General features: G+C 48.2%; 25 protein-coding genes. 3 read left to right on the top strand and 22 right to left on the bottom strand.

Annotation, left to right across the window (positions count from 1 at the left end; translation table 11 throughout):
* Positions 1 to 7: 7 nt before the first annotated feature.
* Positions 8 to 1,138, bottom strand: a complete 1,131-nt coding sequence (locus M2277_RS11950) for a tripeptidase T (RefSeq protein ID WP_036636787.1) — start codon at positions 1,136 to 1,138, stop codon at positions 8 to 10.
* Between the two features lie 114 nt (positions 1,139 to 1,252).
* Here M2277_RS11950 and prli42 point away from each other — a divergent pair, with 114 nt between their 5' ends.
* Entirely contained in the window at positions 1,253 to 1,354 is a 102-nt protein-coding gene (prli42, locus tag M2277_RS11945) for a stressosome-associated protein Prli42 (protein WP_006209398.1), read from the top strand.
* Between the two features lie 27 nt (positions 1,355 to 1,381).
* Here prli42 and lipB read toward each other — a convergent pair whose 3' ends face one another.
* From lipB to lpdA, 5 genes are all read right to left on the bottom strand, one after another.
* Positions 1,382 to 2,062 (bottom strand): lipoyl(octanoyl) transferase LipB, encoded by a 681-nt coding sequence (gene lipB, locus M2277_RS11940; RefSeq protein WP_036636785.1) that lies wholly within the window; start codon positions 2,060 to 2,062, stop codon positions 1,382 to 1,384.
* Positions 2,063 to 2,146: 84 nt separating this feature from the next.
* On the bottom strand, positions 2,147 to 3,556 hold the full coding sequence (locus M2277_RS11935; protein ID WP_036636783.1) for a dihydrolipoamide acetyltransferase family protein: 1,410 nt from the start codon (positions 3,554 to 3,556) through the stop codon (positions 2,147 to 2,149).
* An 18-nt stretch (positions 3,557 to 3,574) separates the two neighbouring features.
* Positions 3,575 to 4,561, bottom strand: coding sequence for an alpha-ketoacid dehydrogenase subunit beta (locus M2277_RS11930; RefSeq protein ID WP_006209395.1), 987 nt, complete (start codon positions 4,559 to 4,561; stop codon positions 3,575 to 3,577).
* Positions 4,552 to 5,592, bottom strand: coding sequence for a thiamine pyrophosphate-dependent dehydrogenase E1 component subunit alpha (locus tag M2277_RS11925; protein WP_280754823.1), 1,041 nt, complete (start codon positions 5,590 to 5,592; stop codon positions 4,552 to 4,554). The genes M2277_RS11930 and M2277_RS11925 overlap by 10 nt, the downstream gene beginning before the upstream one ends.
* 175 nt (positions 5,593 to 5,767) lie before the next feature.
* Positions 5,768 to 7,189, bottom strand: coding sequence for a dihydrolipoyl dehydrogenase (lpdA, locus tag M2277_RS11920; protein WP_280754822.1), 1,422 nt, complete (start codon positions 7,187 to 7,189; stop codon positions 5,768 to 5,770).
* Between the two features lie 156 nt (positions 7,190 to 7,345).
* Here lpdA and M2277_RS11915 point away from each other — a divergent pair, with 156 nt between their 5' ends.
* Positions 7,346 to 7,651, top strand: coding sequence for a DUF2627 domain-containing protein (locus M2277_RS11915; RefSeq protein WP_036636781.1), 306 nt, complete (start codon positions 7,346 to 7,348; stop codon positions 7,649 to 7,651).
* Positions 7,652 to 7,719: 68 nt separating this feature from the next.
* On the opposite strand, the gene M2277_RS11910 is transcribed toward M2277_RS11915, so the two are convergent.
* From M2277_RS11910 to M2277_RS11885, 6 genes are all read right to left on the bottom strand, one after another.
* A complete protein-coding gene (locus tag M2277_RS11910) occupies positions 7,720 to 7,932 on the bottom strand; it encodes a hypothetical protein (protein WP_006209391.1) in 213 nt (70 codons plus the stop codon).
* 68 nt (positions 7,933 to 8,000) lie between these two features.
* A complete protein-coding gene (locus M2277_RS11905) occupies positions 8,001 to 8,888 on the bottom strand; it encodes an NAD-dependent epimerase/dehydratase family protein (RefSeq protein ID WP_280754821.1) in 888 nt (295 codons plus the stop codon).
* A 254-nt stretch (positions 8,889 to 9,142) separates the two neighbouring features.
* The gene (locus M2277_RS11900) at positions 9,143 to 10,117 is read right to left on the bottom strand and encodes a glycoside hydrolase family 43 protein (RefSeq protein ID WP_280754820.1); all 975 of its coding nucleotides are present in this window, start codon (positions 10,115 to 10,117) and stop codon (positions 9,143 to 9,145) included.
* Positions 10,118 to 10,158: 41 nt separating this feature from the next.
* Positions 10,159 to 11,073 carry a carbohydrate ABC transporter permease gene (locus M2277_RS11895; RefSeq protein WP_280754819.1) on the bottom strand — a complete coding sequence of 305 codons (915 nt, stop codon included), beginning with the start codon at positions 11,071 to 11,073 and terminating at the stop codon, positions 10,159 to 10,161.
* A gap of 54 nt (positions 11,074 to 11,127) precedes the next feature.
* Positions 11,128 to 12,003, bottom strand: coding sequence for a carbohydrate ABC transporter permease (locus M2277_RS11890; RefSeq protein ID WP_063479106.1), 876 nt, complete (start codon positions 12,001 to 12,003; stop codon positions 11,128 to 11,130).
* A 92-nt stretch (positions 12,004 to 12,095) separates the two neighbouring features.
* A complete protein-coding gene (locus tag M2277_RS11885) occupies positions 12,096 to 13,337 on the bottom strand; it encodes an extracellular solute-binding protein (protein WP_036636775.1) in 1,242 nt (413 codons plus the stop codon).
* A 294-nt stretch (positions 13,338 to 13,631) separates the two neighbouring features.
* Between M2277_RS11885 and M2277_RS11880 the strand changes: the two genes are divergently transcribed.
* Entirely contained in the window at positions 13,632 to 14,534 is a 903-nt protein-coding gene (locus M2277_RS11880; RefSeq protein ID WP_006209385.1) for an ArsR/SmtB family transcription factor, read from the top strand.
* Positions 14,535 to 14,696: 162 nt separating this feature from the next.
* On the opposite strand, the gene spo0A is transcribed toward M2277_RS11880, so the two are convergent.
* The 10 genes from spo0A to xseA all read right to left on the bottom strand — a co-directional run bounded on the left by spo0A (position 14,697) and on the right by xseA (position 25,367).
* Entirely contained in the window at positions 14,697 to 15,500 is an 804-nt protein-coding gene (gene spo0A, locus M2277_RS11875; RefSeq protein ID WP_006209384.1) for a sporulation transcription factor Spo0A, read from the bottom strand.
* 195 nt (positions 15,501 to 15,695) lie between these two features.
* On the bottom strand, positions 15,696 to 17,030 hold the full coding sequence (gene spoIVB / locus M2277_RS11870) for a SpoIVB peptidase (protein WP_006209383.1): 1,335 nt from the start codon (positions 17,028 to 17,030) through the stop codon (positions 15,696 to 15,698).
* Between the two features lie 100 nt (positions 17,031 to 17,130).
* A complete protein-coding gene (gene recN / locus M2277_RS11865; protein WP_036636768.1) occupies positions 17,131 to 18,870 on the bottom strand; it encodes a DNA repair protein RecN in 1,740 nt (579 codons plus the stop codon).
* A 41-nt stretch (positions 18,871 to 18,911) separates the two neighbouring features.
* Complete coding sequence (ahrC, locus tag M2277_RS11860) at positions 18,912 to 19,361, bottom strand: transcriptional regulator AhrC/ArgR (protein ID WP_006209381.1); 450 nt, start codon at positions 19,359 to 19,361, stop codon at positions 18,912 to 18,914.
* Positions 19,362 to 19,378: 17 nt separating this feature from the next.
* Entirely contained in the window at positions 19,379 to 19,870 is a 492-nt protein-coding gene (locus tag M2277_RS11855) for a hypothetical protein (RefSeq protein ID WP_063479101.1), read from the bottom strand.
* A gap of 68 nt (positions 19,871 to 19,938) precedes the next feature.
* Positions 19,939 to 20,811 carry a TlyA family RNA methyltransferase gene (locus tag M2277_RS11850; protein ID WP_006209379.1) on the bottom strand — a complete coding sequence of 291 codons (873 nt, stop codon included), beginning with the start codon at positions 20,809 to 20,811 and terminating at the stop codon, positions 19,939 to 19,941.
* A 19-nt stretch (positions 20,812 to 20,830) separates the two neighbouring features.
* Positions 20,831 to 22,738 carry a 1-deoxy-D-xylulose-5-phosphate synthase gene (gene dxs, locus M2277_RS11845; protein WP_280754818.1) on the bottom strand — a complete coding sequence of 636 codons (1,908 nt, stop codon included), beginning with the start codon at positions 22,736 to 22,738 and terminating at the stop codon, positions 20,831 to 20,833.
* A gap of 110 nt (positions 22,739 to 22,848) precedes the next feature.
* Positions 22,849 to 23,724, bottom strand: coding sequence for a polyprenyl synthetase family protein (locus M2277_RS11840; protein ID WP_152825305.1), 876 nt, complete (start codon positions 23,722 to 23,724; stop codon positions 22,849 to 22,851).
* Between the two features lie 22 nt (positions 23,725 to 23,746).
* Complete coding sequence (gene xseB, locus M2277_RS11835; RefSeq protein WP_063479098.1) at positions 23,747 to 24,007, bottom strand: exodeoxyribonuclease VII small subunit; 261 nt, start codon at positions 24,005 to 24,007, stop codon at positions 23,747 to 23,749.
* Entirely contained in the window at positions 23,997 to 25,367 is a 1,371-nt protein-coding gene (gene xseA, locus M2277_RS11830; protein WP_280754817.1) for an exodeoxyribonuclease VII large subunit, read from the bottom strand. Before xseA ends, xseB begins: the two co-directional genes overlap by 11 nt.

Raw genomic sequence — 25,367 nt, 5'->3', positions numbered from 1 at the left:
CTGTCAACTAAGCCTTAGCCGTTTCTTGGATAATCCCTACGACAATCTGGGCAGCTTTTACCAGATCAGCCGCTTGAATGCGTTCCTGCGTGGTATGGATTTCTTGATATCCGATGGCCAAATTGACGGTTGGAATGCCAAGACCATTGAAAATGTTGGCATCACTGCCACCGCCGGACTGGAAGGTTCGGGTTGGGAAACCTAATCCACGGATGGCACGCTGTGCCAGCTGAACAACCTCATCATGTTCATTAAAACTGAATGCTGGATAAACGATTTCGCTGATGAACTCGCAATTGGCGTTGTATTCGCGAACCGTGGTTTCGAGCGCCTCACGCATATCATTGACTTGTTTATCCACTTTCTCCTGAACGATGCTGCGCGCTTCCGCATCAATCTGTACATGGTCGCACACGATATTCGTTGCGCCCCCGCCCTGAAACTTGCCGATGTTCGCCGTGGTTTCCTTGTCGATGCGTCCCAGCTTCATTTTCGATATGGCTTTGGAAGCCACTTGAATTGCACTGATGCCATCCTCCGGATTGACACCTGCATGAGCAGATTTTCCTTTGATAATCATCTTGATTTTTGCCTGGGTTGGCGCTGCAACAGCAATCGAACCCAATTCGCCATTGGAATCGAGGGCAAACCCGATATCCGCGTCCAAATAATCGGGATCGAGCGCACGGGCTCCGACCAGCCCCGACTCCTCACCTACCGTAATCACAAACTGGATTTGTCCGTGGGGAATGTTATTTTCCTGGATTACCCGAATACCCTCCAGAAGTGCTGCGATTCCCGCTTTGTCGTCCGCGCCGAGAATGGTCGTGCCGTCGCTTCGAATCCAGCCGTCTTCACCAAGTACGGGTTTGATGCCTTTACCGGGTGTTACGGTATCCATGTGGCAGGTAAAGAGCAATTTAGGCGTTTGTTCAGCAGCCTGATCCGCTTTCCAGGTAATAATCAAATTACCCGCGCCGTGACCTGTTTTTTCCTTTGCATCATCTTCGGTGACATCAAATCCAAGACGGGTAAATTTATCTTTAAGCACTTTCGAGATCTCTTCTTCATGTTTCGTTTCGCTATCCACCTGAACTAATTCCATAAACTCTCGAATGATACGTTCTTCTGAAATCACTAGACTTCCCTCTCTTTCGCAGATACGATACAATATCCTTATATCCATTTCTTAAATCGATGATGCAGATGCAAGTCTTGTTCATCATTAAACCTATTTCAAAGGAGTTACACCATGCAACGTAAAAAGTGGTTTCGAATTGTTATCTATCTTATGCTGATTGCTATGATCGGATCAACGCTTCTGATTGTACTTGAGCCTTTGTTCCTTCGTTAAGGCCTTGCCACTACTCACAGCTCCCGTTTACAACCAATGAGCCTCATATGGAAATACCCGGGTGAAGTAAGGCACGATCTCCCGGGCTACTTCCTCTACTTCAAACGTATGCCCCGTACAATCCTCCAGCGAAGTTACACCAAATTCCTGTATTCCGCATGGAATGATGCCTGAGAAGCCCGCGTCGGCAATTCCGGATTTAATATTAAACGCAAACCCGTGGCTCGTCACAAATCCGCGATGCTGTCGACATTTATTAAACTTAACGCCAATTGCGCAGATTTTCGAATCCCCTACCCATACCCCGGTATATTCGGGTTTGCGCCCTGCTTCAATATGATAGGAGGCCAGGTAATCAATAATAACCTGTTCCACATCGCGAAGAAATCCGTGCAGATTCAAATTCTTCCCGCCATCCAGAAGCAGCAGCGGATATCCGACCAGCTGCCCTGGTCCATGATATGTAATATCTCCGCCACGATCAATTTCAAACAGGCCGATTCCCTGTTTCTCCAGCTCCTCTTTACTAAGCAGCAAATGCTCCGGATGGCGCTGTGAACCCATCGTATAGGTTGGAGGATGCTGAAGGAGCATCAAACTTTCGTGACGCTCCCCTTGATCAATGGCAGAAACATGCAATTTCTGAAGTTCCCAGGCCATACCATAATCTACAATTGGCGTATACGATACGTCTAACGGTTTATTCATCTGCTCACGCCTTCTTTCATAGGGTTCCGACTAACCTAATGAAAACTTTATGCCACTGACTTCATACGAAAAAAACGGCAATTTTTAGTAGAGCTTTGTATCCAAGGTATAACCTTCGAGGTTATCTTTAACACGCTGCAGGAACCTTCCGCAGATGACGCCATCCAAAATCCGATGATCCAGAGACAGACACAGATTCGCCATCGAGCGAACAGCAATCATGTCATTGATGACAACCGGCTTTTTAACGATGGATTCAAAGGTCAGAATCGCCGCCTGCGGGTAGTTGATGATCGGATACGACAGAATCGAACCGAAGGATCCCGTATTGTTTACCGTAAACGTCCCGCCCTGCATATCGTCCAGCTTAAGCTTGCCCTCGCGTGTCTTGCGTGCCAGCTCCTCGATCTCTCTTGCCAATCCGGCAATGTTCTTCTGATCGGCACGATGAATAACCGGCGTCAGCACGGAATCCTCTGTTCCGACTGCCAGTGATAGATTGATATCGCGCTTCACCACGATTTTATCCACTGCCCAGAAGGAATTCATGATCGGATAATCTTTAATTGCGTTCACAACGGCTTTGAGCAAGAAGGCCAGGTAGGTGAGATTAACTCCTTCCTTGCGCTTAAACTCGTCCTTCAGCTGATTGCGAAGCAGCACAATGTTGGTCACATCTACTTCAATCATGGTCCAGGCGTGCGGGATTTCCGTCACGCTTTGACGCATATTTCTAGCGATTGCATTGCGCATTGGAGTAACGTCAATAAAATATTCCGATCTTCCGCCCTCCATTCCTTCCACTTCGATGGTTGGAATCTTCGGCGATTCCGTCAGATGCAGCCCGGAGTGGCGCACATTCGGGATAGCCGTACCGAGCGGTGGCGACGGTTCCGACGGCGTCTGATGCTGCAGACCTTCAAATGGTGACATCGAACGATGCTGTACCGTCTCTTTCGGGGCTTGCGATGGATTGAAGGCCGCTCCTTCGGCCGCATAACTTGCGGCTGCTCCACCTTTTTCGATATAAGCCAGTACATCCTTACGCGTTATTCTTCCACCCATGCCGGAGCCCTGTACTTGCGAGAGGTCAATCCGGTGCTCTGCAGCCAGACTCTGCACCGCCGGTGAATAACGCGAGCGCATCGAATACGCTTCATTAGTACCCTCTTGGGGTTGACCCGCTGTGGAAGCACTTCGGTTGACTGCCGTATGTGACAACACCGCTGCCTCCTGAGCGGAAGCAACCGATATCCGGCAAATAACCTCACCTACATTAACGGTTTGACCTTCCTGGGCAAGAATCTCTCCCATGACGCCATCCAGCGTAGATGGAATCTCCGCATTAACCTTATCGGTAATCACTTCGCAGATCGGTTCGTACTGCTCTATGGAATCCCCCGGCTTCTTCAGCCATTTGGCAATTGTCGCGGAAACAAGGGATTCCGCCAGCTGAGGCATCGTAACATCGGTCAATTTCTGATTTTCAGACATGCTCACAACTCCCTGTTCTTAATAAAGCGCCAATTGACGCATGGATTCTTTGACTTTGTCCTTGTTAAGCATAAAGAACTTCTCCATCGGTGGACTGATTGGCATGGCCGGTACATCCGGACCACAGAGACGCATAATCGGGGCATCCAAATCGTAGAGGCAATGCTCCGCAATAATAGCGGATACTTCCCCTCCAACGCCGCCGGTCTTATTATCCTCATGCACGATCAGCACTTTGCCCGTTGTACGGGCTGCTTCGATAATCGCTTCCCGGTCAAGCGGTTGAATGGTACGCAAATCCAGGACATGGGCGCTGATGCCCTCTTCGTTCTCAAGCTCCTCGGCAGCCTGCATAACAAAATGCAGAGGCATGCTGTAGCTGATTACCGTAATGTCCGATCCTTCACGCAGCAAATTTGCTTTGCCAATCGGTACAACGTAATCATCGTCCGGAACATCGCCGGTTATTAGTTTGTAACACTTCTTATTCTCAAAGAACAGCACCGGGTCCGGGTCGCGTACAGCCGCTTTGAGCAGTCCCTTGGCATCATAAGCTGAGAATGGGGCAACAATCTTAAGTCCCGGTGTTCCAAAGAAAACGGATTCCGGACATTGGGAATGATACAATCCCCCGAATATCCCGCCGCCAATAGGTGCACGAATGACAACCGGGCAGCTCCAATCGTTATTGGAACGATAGCGGATTTTTGCCGCTTCGCTAATAATCTGATTGGTAGCCGGGAACATAAAGTCGGAATATTGCATCTCGGCAATCGGCTTCATGCCATACATCGCAGCACCAATCGCCACGCCGGCAATCGCGGATTCTGCCAGCGGTGTGTCAAGCACCCGTGCTTCGCCGAACTGGTCCATTAAACCTTTGGTTGTGGTGAATACGCCGCCTTTTACGCCAACGTCCTCACCAAGGACGAATACCGATTCGTCACGCTCCATCTCTTCCTTCATGGCCAGACGAATTGCATCTATATACTCCATTACCGCCATTCTGCTGCGCCCCCTTCATCATCGGCATATACGTGAAGAAGCGTATCTTCCGGCTTCGGAAACGGAGCCAGGTCTGCAGATTCCGTCGCTTCTTTGATCTCCAGATTCAATTGTGCGACCAGATCCTGATCGCGTGTTTCGTCCCAGAGCCCAAGGTTGATTAAATAGGTCTTAAAGCGGGCAACGCCGTCTTTTTTCCAGTTCTCTTCAACCTCTTCTTTTGTCCGGTAAGCCAGATCGTTATCCGATGTGGAATGAGGGGACAAACGGTACATCATGGATTCAATCAGCGTAGGTCCTTCCCCGCGAATCGCACGTTCCCGCGCTTCCTTCACGGCGGCGTACACTTCAAGCGCATCATTGCCGTCTACTCGAATACCAGGGAAGCCATACCCAAGAGCACGATCGCTCACCTTACCGCTAATCTGTTTATGAAGCGGCACCGAGATGGCATATTGGTTATTCTCACACATGATAATGACAGGAAGCTTGTGAACACCTGCAAAGTTGCAGCCCTCATGAAAATCGCCCTGATTGCTTGATCCTTCACCAAATGTTACAAACGATACAAAGTCCTTCTTCTGCATCTTCGCGGCAAGCGCAATACCGACCGCATGCGGAACCTGGGTTGTCACCGGGCTTGAGCCTGTCACAATCCGCAGACGCTTGCTGCCGAAGTGTCCTGGCATCTGGCGTCCCCCGCTGTTCGGATCTTCAGCCTTGGCAAATGCCGACAGCATCAATTCCCGAGGCGTCATGCCAACGGCCATTACAAATCCGTAGTCACGGTAGTATGGTAAGAAATAATCCTTCTCCCGGTCCAGTGCAAAAGCAGCAGCAACCTGGCATGCCTCCTGCCCGATACCCGATACGTGAAAATTAATTTTGCCCGCACGCTGCAGCAGCAGGTTGCGCTCATCGAACTTTCGCGCCAGTACCATATATTTGTACATGTCTAGCACTTGTCCGTCGGTCAGTCCAAGCTGCTCATGCCTATTGTTGTTCGCCGTAACCGTTTCATGTTCTTTCATGGAGATCCCTCCTTTATGTGAGCCATGACTATCAGGCTTGACCTGCCCATTTCGTTAAGAAGGGGGCATATTAGATCAAGTATTAAAACCTGGTACTAAGACTTGGCTTAATGTTATTATAATCCCTTTCTCCGCAAAAAGAAATGAGGGATTCCACAAAAGAATACACTCATCTCTACAAACCGATAGCCCGTCCATCCACCGCAAGCATCGCTTCGCCTATAATTTCCGACAAAGACGGATGGGCATGGACAGCCGTCCCCACTTCCCATGGTGTCGCATCCAGCACTTGAGCTAATGCCGCTTGACCAATCAGCTCCGTTACATGCGGACCCACCATATGCACACCCAGAATATCCTGTGTCTTCTGATCGGCAATGACTTTAACAAACCCTTCCTTCGTTCCATGGATCAGTGATTTGCCAATCGCCGAAAACGGGAATTTCCCAATCTTGATCTCATGCCCGCGTTCTCTGGCCTGCTTCTCGGTCAGACCAACGCTCGCCGCCTCATGACGGGTGTATACACAGCGAGGAATCCATTCACTGCGGAAAGTCTCCGACTTCTCGCCCGACAGATGGTTTACGGCCGCAATGCCTTCGTGACTCGCCGCATGGGCAAGCTGAAGCCCCCCGATGCAATCTCCGATCGCATATATGTGAGGCTCTGTCGTCTGCATATTCGCATTCACCGTTATTACACCGTTCTCCACCCGAACATCGGTATTCTCAAGGCCAATATTCTCGGTATTGCCTACTCTTCCGACTGAGAGGAGCAGCTTGTCCGCGGATAACCTTCTTGTCTCATCGCCTTGCTCGATCGTAATGGAGACGCTATGATCCTGGATTTCGCAGCTGTCGGTCAAAAGATTAATGTTCGTGATCACCTCAACGCCTCTGGCGGAAAGCATCTTCGTAAGCGCTCGCCCGATTTCTTCATCTTCGGATGGCAGCAGATGAGCGGAGGCCTCTACTACCGTCACCTTCACGCCAAAATCGTTCAGCATGGAGGCCCATTCCACGCCGATGACGCCGCCCCCTACGATCATGATGGATGAAGGAAGCTCCTCCAGTTGAAGTGCATGATCGCTTGTCAGTATATGTATGCCGTCCGGCTCAAGGCCCGGTAAGTGACGCGGCCGCGATCCGGTCGCAATGATCAGATGGGCGGGAACCACCGTCTCCATCTCCCCATCCGGAAGCTCAACCGCCACAGCACCGCTCCGCGGGGAGAAAATCGATGGACCGATGACTCTCCCTTTTCCTTGTATGACGGTGATTTTATTTTTACGCATTAAATATTGGACGCCCTGATGCAGCTTATCCACGATGCCGTCTTTACGCTTCTGCACGTTGCCAAATGACAGCCGAATCCCGTTCGTCTCGATTCCGTAACTCTCGCTATCCTTCATTTCTGCATACAGTTCAGCACTGCGAAGCAATGCTTTGCTGGGAATACAACCGCGGTGAAGACAGGTTCCCCCCAGTTTGTCCTGTTCAATGATGACCACATTTTTGCCATGCTGGGCAGCACGAATGGCAGCTACATAACCACCGGTTCCCCCGCCAAGAATTGCTACGTCACAAGTTATAGCCACAAACGGCACCTCCATAATAAGTCCAGTTTTCACTATCATTGTACTCTCTTTTTTTCGGATTACAAAATCCGAATCGATAATCGAAATAGACATCATCATATGAAAAAGGTATGATAAACGTTAGTTACTTACATCAGTCGCAGGAAGGAATCTCCTATGAAAATGTTAATTTCCCGCTTTATTGCCATCTTGATTTTGGTCATCCCGGGCTTCATGGCAATGAAGGGTTTCTTAATGATGAAGGATGCGGTTTTTCTATATATTTCCGTTCATGGGGATGATAGCGTGGCGAATCCCGCTTTCGGCTGGCTGCCGTTTTTAGGCGGACTTGCGCTGTTTGTCATCGGCATCAGTTTCTTGGGCGGGTGGATCCTGTTCCGGGATCGCAAACGGAATTACGTCGGCCCGAGATTCAAAAAGAAGCGTCCGGCGTCAAAATCAGGAACGCCATCCAAAAGTTAATCAAGCGATATGAAACAAACACCGGAGAGCCATCCCCGGTGTTTGTTTTTTTTGATTGTTTGAACCAGCTATTCCATCAAAGCATCCTTCAGTTTGCTCGACATTCTTGTCTGTTTGGAAGTGGCCTTCAAAACGGTTTTGCGGAGATTCATGTTTTGCTTCGTTATAACTTCAAGTTCTTCATACATGGCATGAATTAACGTTGCTGCTTCCGGAGATAAGCCTCCCTGCGACTCCACCTCTTGCATACGTGCCTTCCAGGTTTCCATCTTGTCACTCATGCTTGTCTCCCTCTCAGAGCATTTCACTCCACTCATACTTGAACGATCTATCCGTTCCTATTAATGAACTATCGAACCTTCAGATCAGCAGACAATTCAGCAATCAATTTTGGCATCCATTCCTTCAACTCCCAAAACGAAAAGCCGGCAGCAGCCGCTTTTGCATGATCCATCGTCCAATCCCCCGGAATGCCGAAAGGAGACATATGCTCAGGTGCCGCCGATGTCTGAAGCGGTGCCGATCTTCCAATTTTCTGCTGAATCAAGCCCATGATTTCTCTGACTGATATTGTACCGACGGAACAAGCATTAACCGGTCCTTCAAACTGAACCTGACCTGCCCACTCCAAAAACTCGGCCGCCTCCTCAGCATGCACAAACGATATTTCCGCATCCGGATCGGGCAACCCAATAGCTTCTCCGCTGGCAGCATGCTCAATATGGAAGAGCAGTCTTCTTGTATAATCATCCGGTCCCAGGACAATCGGTAATCGAACGGCGGTGACATTCAGGTTATGTCGGCTAAACAACACCGCCTCAGCCTGACGCTTGCCTTCCTTGTAGCTGTAATCCTGGCTTGCATTCATCATGACAGGATATCTGTAAGGATCGAAGTCCTCTTCCCGCACAGGGTGATCTGCAAAATCATATACCGATAGCGTGGAGGTCAGCACGTATTGTCCAACCCGTCCCGTAAAAATATCGGCAGCTTGTCCCGCTTCTTCTGGAGTATAACATATATTATCGTACACGATGTCAAAGTCCTGATTCCCCACCGCTTGCTTCAGGCTTTCCGGATCTTTGCGATCCACGGCAACTCTCTGTACAGCACCTCCAAAAGAATCCTGGTGTTGTCCCCTCGTCAAAATCGTAACGGCATCTCCGTTAGCCAGCAGCCGGTTAACAAGCCTTCTGCCAAAAAAACGGGTTCCGCCCAATACTAGAATCTTTGCCATTTATAATTCCTCCTTACCAGGAAATAAAGTTATCGCGTTTAAAATTCGGTGTATTCATCTTAACCAGTAGCTATCGTTATCTGTCCCTTTTTCTCCATCCGCATCGCAGACTCCTTCTTTTCTCCTATTTTATCTTTGTAACCATCTTCACAAAAAGCAAAAACCGACCAAGCTGGCGCTCAGTCGGTTGGCTGCTGCATATACGGAGCTGCTGCTCCTGTTATACGAATTAGAATCAGGTTTAGGAGCAGAGGTTATGACCCGGATGCCAGATCACTATCCGCTCTCGGTACCCCGAAATCCGGCATTCCATCCTCTGTCCACTGGAAAATCTGCACCCGCGTATGTCGATTCGGATCGTATAAGGGGTCTCCCACAATCTCCTTATAACTTCTCGCATGGTAGACCAGGATGTCCTGCGAGCCATCCTCGGAAACGGTGAAGCTGTTATGCCCTGGCCCATATTGGCTGTTAGCTTCCGATGTAGCAAATACAGGCGATGGTGATTTCATCCACGAGTCAGGATTTAACAGGTCACTGTCCTCATCTGCCGTCAGCAGTCCCATCGCATAGTTATGGTCGGTGGCGCTTGCCGAGTAGGTCATGTAAATACGTCCGTTGCGCTTAAGCACAGCGGCCCCCTCGTTTACGAGATATCCGATCTTCTCCCATTCGTACTCGGGAATCGATATACAGACCTGCTCGCCTGTCAGCGTCCATGGGTTTTCCATCAATGAAATGTACAGATTGGAGTTGCCTGGAATAGCAGGATCCTTCTGAGCCCACACATAATACCGGTTTCCTCTATGCTCAAACGTTGTTGCATCCAAGGCAAACGACTCCCACCGGGTAATCACTTGGCCTTTCTCCACCCATTCCCCATCCAGCGGGTTTGCCGCCTCGTTCTCCAGCACAAACATACGATGATCAAACAACCCGTCCCTTGTTTCTGAAGTATGGGCAGCTGCATAATAGACATACCATTTGCCGTCGATGTAATGCAGCTCAGGAGCCCATATGTTGGCACTCATCAGGCCTGATTCATGCTTGCGCCAGATCGTCGCCTCTCGTGAATCCGCGAGCCCTTGTATCGTTGTCGAGCGCCGTAGCACAATGCGGTCGTATCGCGGGACGGAACCGGTAAAATAATAATAACCATCGACATGTTTATAGATCCATGGATCTGCCCGCTGCTCGATCAGGGGGTTTTTTATATATAATTCAGACATGGTGACGACTCCTATACCTTATTATTTTATTTGTATTCTATCTAACCCTTGATACCGGCGTTTAAGTTAATAGACTGCACAAAGTATTTCTGGGCAAACAGGAACAACAGCAGCGTCGGAATGATCGCTAGAATGGCAGAGCCCATTAATTGGCCGATCATGCGATAATTGCCGTATATGTCCTGCAGCAGCAATAGACCTGCGGTGACCGGCATTTTCTCCACATCCGTATATACGATGACAGGCCAGAGAAAATCATTCCAGGACCCTGTGAAGGAAAACAACCCGCACACAATCAATACCGGCTTCATAAGCGGCAAGATGATAGAGTAATAGATTTTAAAATCTCCCGCACCATCAACACGAGCCGATTCATCCAGATCCTTGGGAACGCCCATCATAAATTGCCGAACCAGAAAAATGTTACCCATGCCCGCCAACCCCGGAATAATCATCGCCCATGACGTGTTCACCCAGCCCAGCGCATCGATGATTTTGTAAGACGGGATGAGATTAACCACGCCAGGAAAAAAGGAGATACCCAGCAAAGTAAAGAACAATGCATCTCTGCCTTTAAACTTCATGCGTGAATATCCATAACCAGTAAGTGAAATGACCACAATCACCAGCAGTGTATGCAGGGTTGCAATGAACACCGAATTCATCAGCCAGCGTAAAATAGGGGCCGTTGACGTGTTCTGCAGAATGGTAACATAATTATCGAAAATCCAGTTGACGGGCAGCAATCTGAAACCGCTGGACACCACTTCAGCTTGCGAGCGAAAAGACGTGGTAATGCCAAAAATGACGGGAATTGCCCATATGATACACAGCACAATCAGAAATGTGTAAGCTATATATTTTGAGATGCTTATATGGGATGCAGCCTTCTTCGGACCGGATGAACCAAGCCTTGGATTCTTCTTATCGGTTTCATTTAATACCGGGTTCGACATTGCACAGTACACCTACCTTTATCGTTTCCGTTGCTTGCAAGCATGGCTTGCCTTCTATGAAGCGTTTCGGTTCATGACATAGTATTGAAGAGCTGAGATCACAAGTATGACTAATCCCAGCAGCACTGCCATTGCGGAAGCCATACCAGCAATCGATTCTCCATGACCGAAAGCCAGCTGCCGAATGTACATCATCAATACCGTTGTGCTCTGCCTTGGTCCCCCGTCCGTCATCATGAGCGGTTGACCGAATACGTTGAAGGCTCCGGCCGTTGTCATAACAAAGGTATAGATCAGCGGAAAACGAATCGACGGCAGCGTGATGCTCGAAAACCTGCGAACCGGTCCTGCTCCGTCCATTTCTGCTGATTCGTACAAATCCTTGGATACGCCGCTTATGGAGGCGCGGTAGATAATCATGTTTCCACCCACGCCGCCCCATACCGTAATGACAATGATAATGAGCCAAGCGTAGGGTTGATTTGCCGCCCAGACGGTTTCCGAACCGAAGATATTATTCGTGATTCCAAGCTGCTTATTAAATATTAATGACCAAATAAGTGCCGCCGCGGAAATCGAGATGAGTCCGGGTATATAGAGAATGGACTGGATGACATTTTTCATTTTCACTTTTTTATGCTCAAGTGAAACAGCAATCATTAAAGGGATGATAATTAATACAGGTACGCTCAGCACAACGAAAATCAGCGTGTTTTTCAGACCATTCATAAACTGGCTATAGAACGTGGACTCCGTATTGAACAGAATTGTTTTATAGTTGGCAAGCCCAACCCACACGGGATCATTGATCAAATTCCATTGCGTAAACGATGCATATATCCCGTAAATGGTCGGCAGCAGGATAAATACGATAAATAAAATCAGATGGGGACCTACAAAGAAAAAAGGCGTCAACGACTTCTTATTCATACCCTTTCATGTCTCCTTTGGAGAAGAAATGTGTCTTGGATCCAACGACACGTTTCTTTTTTTCAATCGGTTCGGTTCAGATTCCCTGCCTGTTATTTCGCGCCGCTATTGCCCTCGGCTATTTTATCCTCTACAAACTTTTGCATTGTCACCAAAGTTTCGTCGATATCGACATTTCCTCTTACGATATCCCCTGCATAGGTATCTACGGCTTCTGCCACATACGGATAGTATTCATAGGTGTAGATGTACAACGATTCGATCTCCTTATCGTTAGAAGTGAAGAACGACTGGATGTAGCTGTCGTAATCAGGGCTCTCAATGACTTGTTTACTGGCCACGATCTGTCCCGCCTTTGCCCACTCTATGGAGTGTTCCCGTATGAATTCGAGGAACTGGCCGATGGCTTGTTCTTTTTCATCCGTTCTCTTCTCGTTCTTCAGCATGGAGAATAAGTGTGAGGAGGCACGGTTCGTGAATGTATCTGCACTGGTCGAATAGATGTTGGTTACGCCAAAATCCAATCCTTCCACGCTGGCATGTGCCGTCGAACTCCATGTGCCGTCTGTAGAAAATAAAACGTTTCCAGCTTGGAACATCAAGTATCCGTCTTCACCGAACGGAGTCATTAACCCCGCATCCGATATCTTCTTAATCTCGGTCAGGGCCTGCTTCATGGCTTCTGTGTTTACGGCCGGCTTGCCGTCTTGCTCGATACCGCCGCCCAGATTCTGAATCTGAGCCAACACAACCCAGCCTAACAATGCATCGTTGACCACATAGTCGCCTTCATCTAACTTTCCTTGCAGGGATAATATTTCATCAATGGTAACGACATCGTCATCGAGAAAACTTTCGACATTGTATTTTTTGAGCAGGTTCTTGTTGTAATACATCGCATTGCTATGAATATCGAGAGGCACAGTATATTGGGTACCCTCCACATTTCCGGTTGCCCAGGCTTGTGGCAAATAATTGTCTTCTTTCAGTTCTGGTTGCGCTTGCATAACCGTTGTCATGGGTTCAAGTACGCCTTGCTTCACAAAGCTCGGCACCCGGTCGGCATGAATAATGGACAAATCCGGTACGCCCTTGCCGGAGTTCAGAACCGTGGATATCTTGGTATACATATCCGAAGTAATCACATGTTTCACTTTATACTCGGGATTTGTTGCATTATAGTCCTTTACGAGCTGATCCATGTAAGCTCCGTCATCACCTGTCAAAGGCGTCCAGAAGGTGATGGTGTTTTTGTCTCCGTTTCCACATCCCCCTAGAACTGCTACGGCTAACCATACAAGTATCAGTGAAACCCCCATTTTTTTCTTCAACAAACTCTCCTCCTATTACTAATCATTTGGTTAATCATTCACCTGTCAGGGAAATGGAAACGATTAACTTTGGTTCAGTATACACTCGCTCTGAAAGCGGTGTCAATAACTTAAATATAAATCTAATATAATAATTTTATATTTAATTAACTATTATGTTAATCATATACTCGAAATTTTGTTTCTATAAAAGAGGTGATTTATATACAGGTTAACCTTGCCTATGGTATGATGCTTATTAGTTAATGATCTTTGTTCATCTTGGTTCATGAAAACTTTTTTGAAAGAAGTGGTCATATGCAATTGGAAATAGACAAGTCATCGCTTGTGGTTTATGAGGCGTTGGCCAGCGAAGTTCGAATCAAGATAATTCAGCTGCTCTCCAAAAACAAAATGAATATCAAGGATTTGGCTCAAGAACTTCAAATTAGCAGTCCGATTGTGACAAAGCATATTAAAAAACTGGAAGATGCGGGGATTATACGCACGGAGAAAATCCCCGGAAAATCCGGACAGCAAAAAATTTCAATCCTGAAAGTGGATCATATCGAAATCAATTTTCCCAAAAAAATTTTTCATTCTTTTGCTTCCTATGAAGCTTCGGTGCCTATCGGCCATTACACGGATTATGATCTGAAGCCTACCTGCGGCCTTGCGACTGAAAAGGAGTTTATCGGAAGGGTGGATGAGCCTAAGTATTTTATGGATCCGAAGCGGGTTGATGCAGAGATTCTATGGTTTACCGAAGGGTTTATCCAGTACAACATCGCTAACTTTCTTCAGAAGGACGAGAAGCTGCAGCAGTTCGAGATCAGCTTGGAGCTGTCGTCGGAATTTCCTTTTTCCAACGATGTTTGGCCTTCGGATATTACGTTCTCATTAAATGGGATTGAACTCGGTACGTGGACAAGCCCCGGGGATTTCGCAGATACGCGAGGGAAATATACACCTGAATGGTGGCCACACAACATCAACCAATATGGACTACTGAAAACGATCCGGATTACAAGCCATGGCACATACATTGATGGCGACCCGCTCTCCCCTGTCTCTGTGAACGATCTGGATACCACTTGTGACCGTTGGACTTTTCGAATTGAAGTAAAGCCAGACGCGGAGCACGTTGGAGGAGCCACGATATTCGGCAAAAAATTCGGCAACCATGAACAAGATATCGAGTTCAAAATGTATTATCTGTGAGGGGGATAGGATCCCGAGCATTAAGAATGAGGAGCATATAGCGAGAAGAAACCAGCCGAATCAACGGCTGGTTTCTTCTGTACAAAAAAATAAAATCACTCCTTCACAGGTTACTCATTCGCAACCAATAAAGGAGTGATTTCAATGTTAGTCCTTACCCTTTCAAGAAACCTTATGCTCGATTCTCAGCTTGTCTGCCACCATCGCGATGAACTCGCTGTTTGTTGGTTTGGATTTGCTGATGTTGATCGTATAACCAAACAGATGGCTGATGGAATCGATATTGCCGCGCGTCCAGGCCACTTCAATGGCGTGACGGATGGCACGCTCCACTCGGGAAGGCGTTGTTTTGAACTTCTCGGCAATGGCCGGATACAGCGTTTTGGTTATCGCTCCCAAAATTTCGATATTGTTGTATACCATGGTAATCGCTTCCCGCAAATATTGGTAACCTTTGATATGAGCAGGAACGCCAATTTCGTGAATAATCGATGTGATATTCGCATCCAAATTCTTGCCCTTGCCCATAGGAACCACATTGGATTTCATGCTTGAAAACGGCGTGCTGGACGAGATATTGCTTGGCGATCCAACCAGCTGGCGAATGCGGCTAGCCAGAACCTCCATATCAAACGGCTTCAGAATATAATAAGAGGCACCCAATTGCACAGCACGCTGAGTAATATTCTCCTGACCAAATGCCGTGAGCATAATGACTTTCGGCTGTGGAGACAGGTTCATATCGCGTAAACGCTCAAGTACGCCAAGTCCATCCAGATGAGGCATAATAATATCAAGGATTAGCACATCTGGTGCTTTTCCTGATTCCTCAATCATGTTCAATACTTCTTCGCCATTATAAGCGATTCCGGATACCACCATGTCTTGTTGATCCGAAATGTATTCACCAAGCAGGTTTGTAAACTCACGGTTGTCATCTGCCAATAATACTTCGATCTTTTGCAATTCGTGCTCCTCCTTTATCAGATCAGTGATTAGTTTAGAACATTTTCTTGTGTTTAAAGTTTTCGACATGCTTATTTAAATTCCTTCTGTCGAAAATTATTTTTCTTTATTTTTTTTTGAAGTTGATTTATAATTAAATATTTTGTTTCAAATTAATCTGTATTTCGTTCTTTTACGACAAAAAATCTCAAGGCATTAACCTGCCTTAAGATTTTGAGGAGTTGACTCTGTAGATTGTAGTACACCGGAATCCTGAAGCATCCATTCAATAAAGCATCCATATCCCGATTTGGGATCATTCACAAACACGTGGGTTACAGCTCCAATCAGCTTACCGTCTTGGACGATTGGACTGCCGCTCATGCCCTGTACGATACCGCCTGTCTTCTTGAGCAGCCTTGGGTCCGTAATGCGCAGCACAAGCCCTTTCGTTGCCGGAACGTCCTGTTTGGACACATGAACAATCTCAACTGTAAAGCGTTCGACTTCCTGACCTTCAACAACGGTCAAAATCTCGGCTGGGCCTTCCTGAACCTCATGAGACATGGCAACCGGTATCGGCTCCTGATAAAGCCCGTGATCCGGCAGATCATTCATTTTACCAAAAATGCCAAAGTGGGTGTTACGCTCGACGTTGCCCAAAATCTTGCCGTCCTTCGTGAAGGTTGCCCGTTTTTCTCCCGGCTCGCCTTCTTCACTACGGCTAATGGACGTGACGTTAGACTGAACGATCTGGCCACTTCCAACCTCAATAGGGGTTTGAGTATTCATATCGGTGATGACATGGCCCAGGGCGCCATAGACTTTCTGGTGGGGTGCATAGAAGGTCAAGGTGCCTACACCTGCGGCAGAATCACGGATATAGAGGCCAAGGCGCCAGCTTTGATCTTCCTGGTCATAAGCTGGACTCAGCTTGGTCTTCATTTCTTTACCGCCCCGCTTAAAAGAGATATCCAGTGGCCGCTTGGCTTTGCCCGCCTTCTCCACGAGATCTGCAACCTTAGTTACGTCATTGAGCGGCTTGCCATCCATCGTCGTAAGCAGATCGCCAAGTTTTAAACCTGCTGCTTCTCCGGGTGACACTTTGGCACCGTTTTGAACGCGTACCAGGTGATGACCAACCACGAGAATTCCAGAGGATTTCACTTTGACACCGATGGTTTGACCACCCGGGATTACCTTGAGTTCAGGCATCACTTTGACATGTACAGTCTTCAGAGGAATTTTACCGAATAATTTCAGTGTAACTTCAGCTTTTCCGCTTTGCTGAGGATTTAAGTGCAGCGGATGCTTCAATGATACTTGAAGCTGCGATTCGCTGGAGCCGTTGAGTTGCACGACATCCGGACGATCTACTGAAGCGAGTGCTTGAACGGGCATGGCAACATCCAGGCGGGACTGCTGACCGGAAATCAACCTAAGCTCATCAGGCAATGAAGCAAAAGATTGGACAGGATCAGCAGATCCAAGGAAACAAAGAAGGAAAGCAAGAACGAAACCGAGCAGTTTTCTCCTGAGGTTAGGCTTCAATGGCTGTCACGCTCCCTTTTTCTTCTTTCGCTTGACGAAAAGGTGGTCGCCAATTGCGTACCTTTAAGTTACCCTGCCCTTAAGGTTTTATAACTGTCAATCATTGACCCAAAGCCTTTCTGGAAGCCTTTTGCGCTGCCGCCAGATTGAGCATTTCCTGGGCATGATGCAGCGTCTTTTCCGTGATTTCGACTCCGCCAAGCATTCGTGCAAGCTCTTTTACACGCCCCTCTTCCGTCAGGTTCTCCACTTGGGTCATCGTTCTGGAGGCTTCAAGTTTCTTCTCGATTAGATACTGATGATCCGCCATACAAGCCACCTGAGGCAAATGCGTAATGGAGAACACCTGACAGGTTTTGGCCAGCAAAAACAGCTTCTCAGCAATCGATTGGGCTGCTCTGCCGCTAACACCCGTATCGACTTCATCAAAGATTAAGACCGGAATTTGATCATGACGGGCAAATATACTCTTCATCGCCAGCATAATTCTGGACATTTCACCGCCTGAAGCAATCTTGGCAAGCGGACGCAGCGGTTCTCCCGGATTGGCGGATATGAGGAATTCCGCTGTATCCATTCCTTGTTTGGTCAGCCGTACTCGATGTCCTTCATATTCATATCCGTTAGGATCCACCTGCAGCTCTAAACGTACCTCCAGAGAGGTTCGCTCCATCTGAAGATCCTTCAGCTCGCCTTCCACTTGTCGTGCCAAATCCTGCGCGCACTGCTTGCGGGCAATACTGAGCTCTTTAGCACTAACCAAAAGCACGCTCAATAGCTCATCCCGTCGCTGCTCCAACGCTTGAATAAATTCGTCCTTGTTTTCCAGCATGTCAGTTTCCTGCTGAATTCTCACGTAGTATTCCAGAATTTGCTCCACATTATCCCCATATTTTCGGCGTAATCCGGATATCATATCTAAACGAAGCTCAATGTCGTTAAGCCGCTCGGGATTGAATTCAATCCCGTCCCGATAATCGCGAAGCTGGAATACGGCATCCTCAAGCTGATAATACGCAGATTGAAGCTGCTCGACCAGCGGCTTTAACCCCTTCTCGTCATAAGCAGATACATCTTCCAATTTCGACAGTGCCCGGCTGACGGATTCGAGACCCGAGGCCCCGTACAAGAGGTCGTATGCTCCTGCTACGGAGTCCATCATTTTCTCACTATGGGACAGCTTGGTCCTTTCATCGGAAAGTTCCTCGTCTTCGCCTGTTTTTAGCTCGGCTGCCGCTATTTCCTCCAGCTGAAAACGATACATATCCAGCATTTGATACGCCTTTTGGCTGGTCTCTTGCAGGTCCCTAAGCTCTCTTTCCACTTTACTAAACTCGGAGTACAGCTCCTGGTATTTACGCTTGGCAGGTCCTATGACCTTATCTCCGTACGTATCCAACAAGCTCATATGCTGCTCTGAACGCAGCAAACTTTGATGCTCATGCTGACCATGGATATTAATCAGTTTCTCGCCGACTTCACGGAGCATACTTAGATTCAGAAGCTGTCCGTTAATACGGGACGTGCTTTTCCCTTGGGCTGTCAGCTCTCTTCGGATCAGCAAATGTTCCTCCCGATCCGCTTCCACACCCAGCTCCTTCAGCGTATTCCAAACCGGATGATCAATGGGAAGCTCAAATAAGGCTTCGATCTCCGCCTTGTCACAGCCGTAGCGAATCAGCTCAGCAGAACCGCGCCCGCCTGCAATTAACCCAAGCGCATCGATAATAATGGATTTACCCGCCCCAGTCTCCCCTGTTAGGACATGAAATCCCGGATAAAATTGCACATCCACACTCTCAACAACTGCCAAATTACGAATGGATAACGTGTTTAACATGCTTAACACCTCCACAGCCTGCTTATATATAGGACATTGACTTACGATATGAATTTATTGATCTGGGATACAACGTGTTCCCCATCGGCCTCCGTACGGCAAATTAACAATATGGTGTCATCTCCGCAGATGGTTCCCATAATTTGGGACCACTCCATATTATCCAGCAGTACCGCAACCGAGTTGGCTGTTCCAGGCAAACATTTCATGACGACAAGGTTTCCGGTACGATCGATGTATACGAAATTATCGATCAGTGCTCTTTTGAGCTTCTGTACAGGATTGTAACGCTGATCAGTTGGCATGGAGTATTTGTAACGCCCATCATCCGTTGGCACCTTAATGAGCAGCAGTTCTTTTATATCTCGTGAGATTGTAGCCTGTGTAACCTGAAAACCCTCAGCACGCAAAGCATCCACAAGCTCATCCTGTGTCTCAATATCATGGTGGGTAATTATATCCCTGATTTTAATATGGCGTTGTCCCTTCATAAAGAGCCTCCTGAGTATTAACTGTTGTATTCATCATTGCCGATCCATTCTTCGTCTGACCAATCTAAACCTAAACGGTGAATGACCTGTTCATTCATATCGATATAGAGCAGCCCGGCACATTCCGGATACAGCAGCAAAAATGGCATGAGCCGGTCACGGATGCCCGAGCCTGTCCAATCGACCGGCATTCGGTCCCGCGACACCTTTACCATATACAGCTCACCTCTGTCATCGGATGCAACATAATCGACAAACAGACGACTATGGATCGGCCTCTGTCCCGTTTCGAAAGATAAGTTTATTTTTACTTTACCCCCAACTACATCATATCCCTCTTCTTCAAGCATCCCAATCGCTGGATGATCTGGTATTCGCTCATTGATCGGGATACCCGGCAGCCGGTCCGGTGATGGTGACATCAGCCAACGATTCAGCCTATAGCCGATAAGCAAGGCAATGACGACACCAAGCAATATCATTAATAACCAATCATAACGCTCATTCATCCTCTCACCTCGAATTTTGTATTCGCGGATGAGAACATAAATTCCTCTTTTTCAGCAAAAGAAACCCATCATTTCGATGAGTTTCCCGTAAATGTATGAGCCGCTTGTGTTACAACGGTGTCAATCCATTGACTCAAGTGGACAGCATCTTGTCCATCTCCCTGAATCGGTGCTTCCGAAACTTCAGAAACCTCCGGCTCTAAACGCCAGTGGGCCAGGAATTCAATATTTCCTTCCCCTCCGGTAATCGGTGAGAAAGTAAGATTTTTCAATTTGAATCCTATCTCTTCAGCAAAAGTCAGCACCTGCGTTAGAACTTCCTTGTGAACCTTCGGATCCCGAACCACGCCGGATTTACCGACCTTCTCCCGCCCTGCCTCAAATTGAGGTTTGATCAGAGCGGCAACATCTCCGGGTTTACCCAGCAGCATTTTCAAAGGTGGCAAAATAATGCGGAGGGATATAAACGACACGTCAATGCTTGCGAAATTAGGCGGTGGGCCCTTCAAATCCTCCGGTGTCATATATCGGAAATTCGTTCGCTCCATGACACACACGCGCTCATCGTTACGCAATGACCAGTCCAATTGATTGTAGCCGACGTCAATTGCATACACATAACTTGCCCCGTGCTGGAGTGCGCAATCCGTAAAGCCGCCAGTCGAAGAGCCGATATCCAGCATCGTGCGCTCCTTCATATCGATATCGAATTCACGAATCGCCTTCTCAAGCTTTAAGCCCCCACGACTGACGTACGGATGAACAGAGCCTTTGACTTTCAGTTCTGACGTCCTCGGGATTTTCATGCCGGCCTTCTCGATCCGCTCGGTTCCAGCGTAGACCAGTCCCGCCATAATCGCAGCTTTGGCTTTTTCCCTACTCTCATAATATCCCTGCTCCACGAGCAGGACATCAATCCGTTCTTTCTGAGATGAATCCATATTATACTCCCGATCGTTACTAAGACATAAAACTTCTCTTGCCAAGCTCAGCGGTCCGAGCGGTCTTCAAATTCCGGATTTCCTGACACACCGATTCCAAGGTCAGCCCTACTTCTTCACGCTGCTGCGGAATGCTTCCATGCTCGATAAACCGATCCTCAATGCCCATTAAGGATACGATTGCATCATGTATTCCCTGTTCTGCAAAATACTCCAGAACCGCACTGCCCATACTGCCCGCTTGGGAAACCTCCTCTAGAACCAGCATGGACGTACCGGTCTCTGCCAAATTCTTGAGCATCTCTCCGTCGAGCGGTTTAAGGAACCGGGCATTAACGACTTCTACCGAAATGCCTTCCCGCTTAAGCTGCTCGGCCGCTTCCTCGGCTAATTGTACCATCGGGCCCGAAGCCAATATGGCATACCCTTCACCCGGACGAACGATTTCCCAAGTTCCAATAGGAATGGGTACCAGTTCGGTATCCATCGGGACACCACGAACGTTGTTCCGAGGGTAACGATATGCAATCGGACCCTCATTATAGTCGAGAGCTGTTTTCATCATATGACGAAGCTCATTCTCATCTTTCGGCATCATAATGACGATATTCGGGATGTGACGCATAAAGGCCACATCGTATACCCCTTGGTGTGTTTCTCCATCAGCGCCAACAAAGCCGGCGCGATCAATCGCAAACATAACGTTGGCATTATGACGGCAAATATCGTGCACGATCTGGTCATAAGCGCGCTGCATAAACGTCGAATACACGGCAAATACAGGCTTCATGCCTTCCATTGCCATTGCTGCGCACAGTGTTGCTGCATGCTGTTCGGCGATGCCCACGTCAATCATCCGGTCAGGGAATTTCTTGCTGAACGGGATTAAGCCGGACCCGCCCGGCATCGCTGGCGTAACGGCCACGATGCGTTTGTCCTGCTCACCCAGCTCAACCAAAGTCTGCCCGAACACTTCCGTGTACATCGGATTTCCTACGGCTTTAAGAACTTGGCCGGATTCAATCTTATAAGGCGTAATTCCGTGCCATTTATGAGAATCTGATTCTGCAGGACGGTAACCCTTGCCTTTGGTGGTTACCGCATGAACCAGAACAGGTCCATCTACGTTGTCAGCCTGATTTAACGTATCGATCAGCTTGTTCAGATCGTGTCCGTCCACAGGTCCCAAATACGTAAAGCCAAGCTCCTCGAACAGAACGCCGGGAACCATCATGTATTTGAGGCTGTCCTTCATCTTCTCCGCAGTCTTTGCCAATTTCCCGCCGATAGCAGGAATCTTCTTCAGCACCATCTCCACTTCGTCTTTAGCGCGAAGATAAAAGCGGTCTGAACGAATTTTGCTTAAATAGTTATGCATGGCACCCACATTGGGTGCAATCGACATTTCATTATCATTTAAAATGACTATCAGCTTTTTCTGCTCATGGCCAATATGATTGAGAGCCTCAAACGCCATGCCGCCGGTAAGGGCGCCATCCCCGATCATGGCGATAACCCGATTGTTCTCACCCTTCAGATCGCGTGCCATAGCCATTCCCATTGCAGCTGATAGCGAAGTGCTGCTGTGCCCGGCTTCCCAGACATCATGCTCGCTTTCAGAACGCTTAACGAAGCCGCACAAACCCTTGTATTTGCGGAGCGTGTCGAACTGATCCATCCGACCCGTCAGGATTTTGTGTACATAGGCTTGATGACCCACGTCAAAAATCATCTTGTCACGAGGGCTGTCAAAGCAATAGTGCAAGGCCAGCGTGAGTTCAACCACTCCCAGGTTCGGTGCAAGATGGCCACCGGTAACGGACAGTTTTTCAATTAGAAAATTACGGATTTGTACAGCTAAATCCTCGAGTTCGTTCACCGATAAGTTCATTAGTTGTTTGGGATGTTTGATATTTGGAAGAAGCACGAAGAATCTCCCCGCTTTCCTTGATTAAGTTTACGTTTCTGAGGCTGACTTGTGAATCAGCCATTAATAGACATTATATCACAAAAAAACCTTATGCATGTAATGCACGCTTAGTGGTCCCGAGCCATCAAGAAATCTGCAATCTCGAGCAGTCTGGATGGATCGTTGAAATTCCCCTCGGTGATAACCCTCTTGGCTTCTGCTGTCAGGCGTTCAACCTCTCGCCTTGATGGGTCCAAACCGATGAAGTACGGATAAGTTACTTTTTCCTGCTTCACATCGCTCTGTACCGGCTTCCCAAGCTTGGACTCATCCCCGACCAGATCCAGAATATCATCCTGAATCTGAAAAGCAAGCCCGATGTGGTGTCCAAAAGTCCGAAGCGACTCAATCTGGGCTTCCGTGCATCCGGCGATATGCCCGCCTGCCATGAGTGAGAACATGATCAAATCACTGGTCTTGTGCAGATGGATATACTCCAGCTGCTCCAGCGTCGTCAACCCTTGTTCACCCTCCATGTCGGCAACCTGGCCTCCTACCATTCCCCGAGGCCCTGCATACTCAGCAAGATCCTCCACAATCGACAGCACGCGTTCTGCCGGAACGCCAAACTGTCTGGAAGCCTGAATTATGCTATAGAAAGCGTGGGTCAGCAAGGCGTCACCAGCCAAAATAGCACTGGCCTCACCAAATACCTTGTGATTTGTCGGTTTGCCTCGGCGGTAATCGTCATCATCCATCGCTGGCAGATCATCGTGTACGAGCGAATATGTATGGACCATCTCAACAGCACATGCCACCGGAATTGCGGCATCGCGTGATCCGCCCCCCGCTTCGCAGGCAGCAATCACAAGCAGCGGACGCATACGCTTTCCGCCTGCCATTAAAGAATACGACATGGACTTGTGAAGGGTTTCAGGAACTTTCCAACTTGGGGGAAAAAGATTCGTAAGCTCACTATCAAGCCTGTCACAAATTTCATTCATATATTGATTGATCGGTTGTCTATTATTCACCCAGTTCACCTGTCTCCTCCAGCGTCCCGCCAAAGGGCTTGCGCTTAAGTTCCCCGCCTTCTTCAACAATCATTTCGATCTTCTGCTCAACCTGCTCCAGCTTTTGGCTGCACATCTGCGACAGCTTCATGCCCTGTTGAAATAAATCGATGGCCTTCTCCAGAGGTACGTCTCCATCTTCCAATTGCTCTACAATGGTCTCAAGCTGAGCCATTGCCTCTTCAAAACTGATCTCCACGGTTTCATTCGCCATGCCCTTCATCCTCCTTCATTCCCCATACTTGACACTGCAGCTGTCCATCACTGACCCTCACATTAACCAAATCGCCCAACTGCACATCCTCTAAAGACTTCACGAGTCTCTGCTCTTTCTCGTCATACACCAGACTATACCCTCTGGACATAATCTTAAGCGGACTGAGTGCATCGAGATGCCGCATTTCGGTTTGAAGCTGTGACAGCCTGGATTTCATGATGGACTGCATCGCATTCATTAACTGGCGGTTAGCCTGATCTTTCCTTCGCGCCGCAAACTCCGCTTGCGTGCGCGGATTGTACCGAATCAACCCCTGATGCAGTGATTTTTGCCGCTGACGGCTCAGGGATAGCTGCGATTTCAAATTCCCGTGCAGCCGCTGTGACAGCATGTCCAACCGCTCAGCATGCTGCAGCATGTATCGGCGAGGGTGAACAAGGACGGGAGAGCGCTGAAGTGAAGCTAAACGCTCACGGCTCCGCTTCAGGCGCTGCTGAAGCCCCTGATTCAGCTGCCACTGTCTCTGAACAAGCTGCCCCTTCAATTCTGCGCTGCTTGGTACCGCAAGCTCCGCTGCAGCAGTTGGCGTAGCTGCCCGAAGATCGGCAACAAAATCGGCGATCGTAAAATCCGTCTCATGACCAACGGCCGATATGACAGGAATGTCCGATTGATAAATGGCTCTTGCTACGATCTCCTCGTTAAATGCCCACAATTCTTCAAGCGATCCACCGCCGCGTCCTACAATGAGTACGTCTGCCTCAGCCATGTCATTCATTGTCCGAATCGCTTTAACAATCGAAGGAGCTGCTCCTTTTCCTTGGACCAGAACGGGATACAATATGGTTCTCGCTTGAGGGTACCGCCTTCTAATGGTAATCATAATATCCCGAACAGCGGCTCCCGTCGGCGAGGTAATGACGCCAATCGTCTTGGGATAAAGCGGCAGGGGGCGCTTGCGATCAGCCGCAAACAAACCTTCCTCCTCCAGCTTGGCTTTCAACTGTTCATATGCCAAATACAAACTGCCGATACCATCCGGCTGCATTTGAACAGCATAGAACTGGTACTGCCCATCCCGTTCGTAAACCGACACGTTTCCACGAGCTATGACCCGCGAGCCTTCCTTCGGAATAAAGGGGAGCCTCTGATTGTGGGTCGCAAACATAATCGCACGAATCCGGCTTCCTTCATCCTTGAGGGTGAAGTACATGTGACCGCTGGAATGATGGGTGAAATTCGAAATTTCACCTCGGATCCAAACATCTGAGAGCCGGGAGTCGCCTTCCATTTTCATACGGATATAACGGTTTAAATCCTTTACGGATAAAACGCGTCCTGGATCTGCCGATTTCAT

This window comes from Paenibacillus sp. LBL (assembly GCF_029893715.1).
Taxonomy (GTDB): Bacteria; Bacillota; Bacilli; order Paenibacillales; family Paenibacillaceae; genus Paenibacillus_AQ; species Paenibacillus_AQ glucanolyticus.
This window is presented reverse-complemented; position numbering and strand designations above follow the sequence as displayed.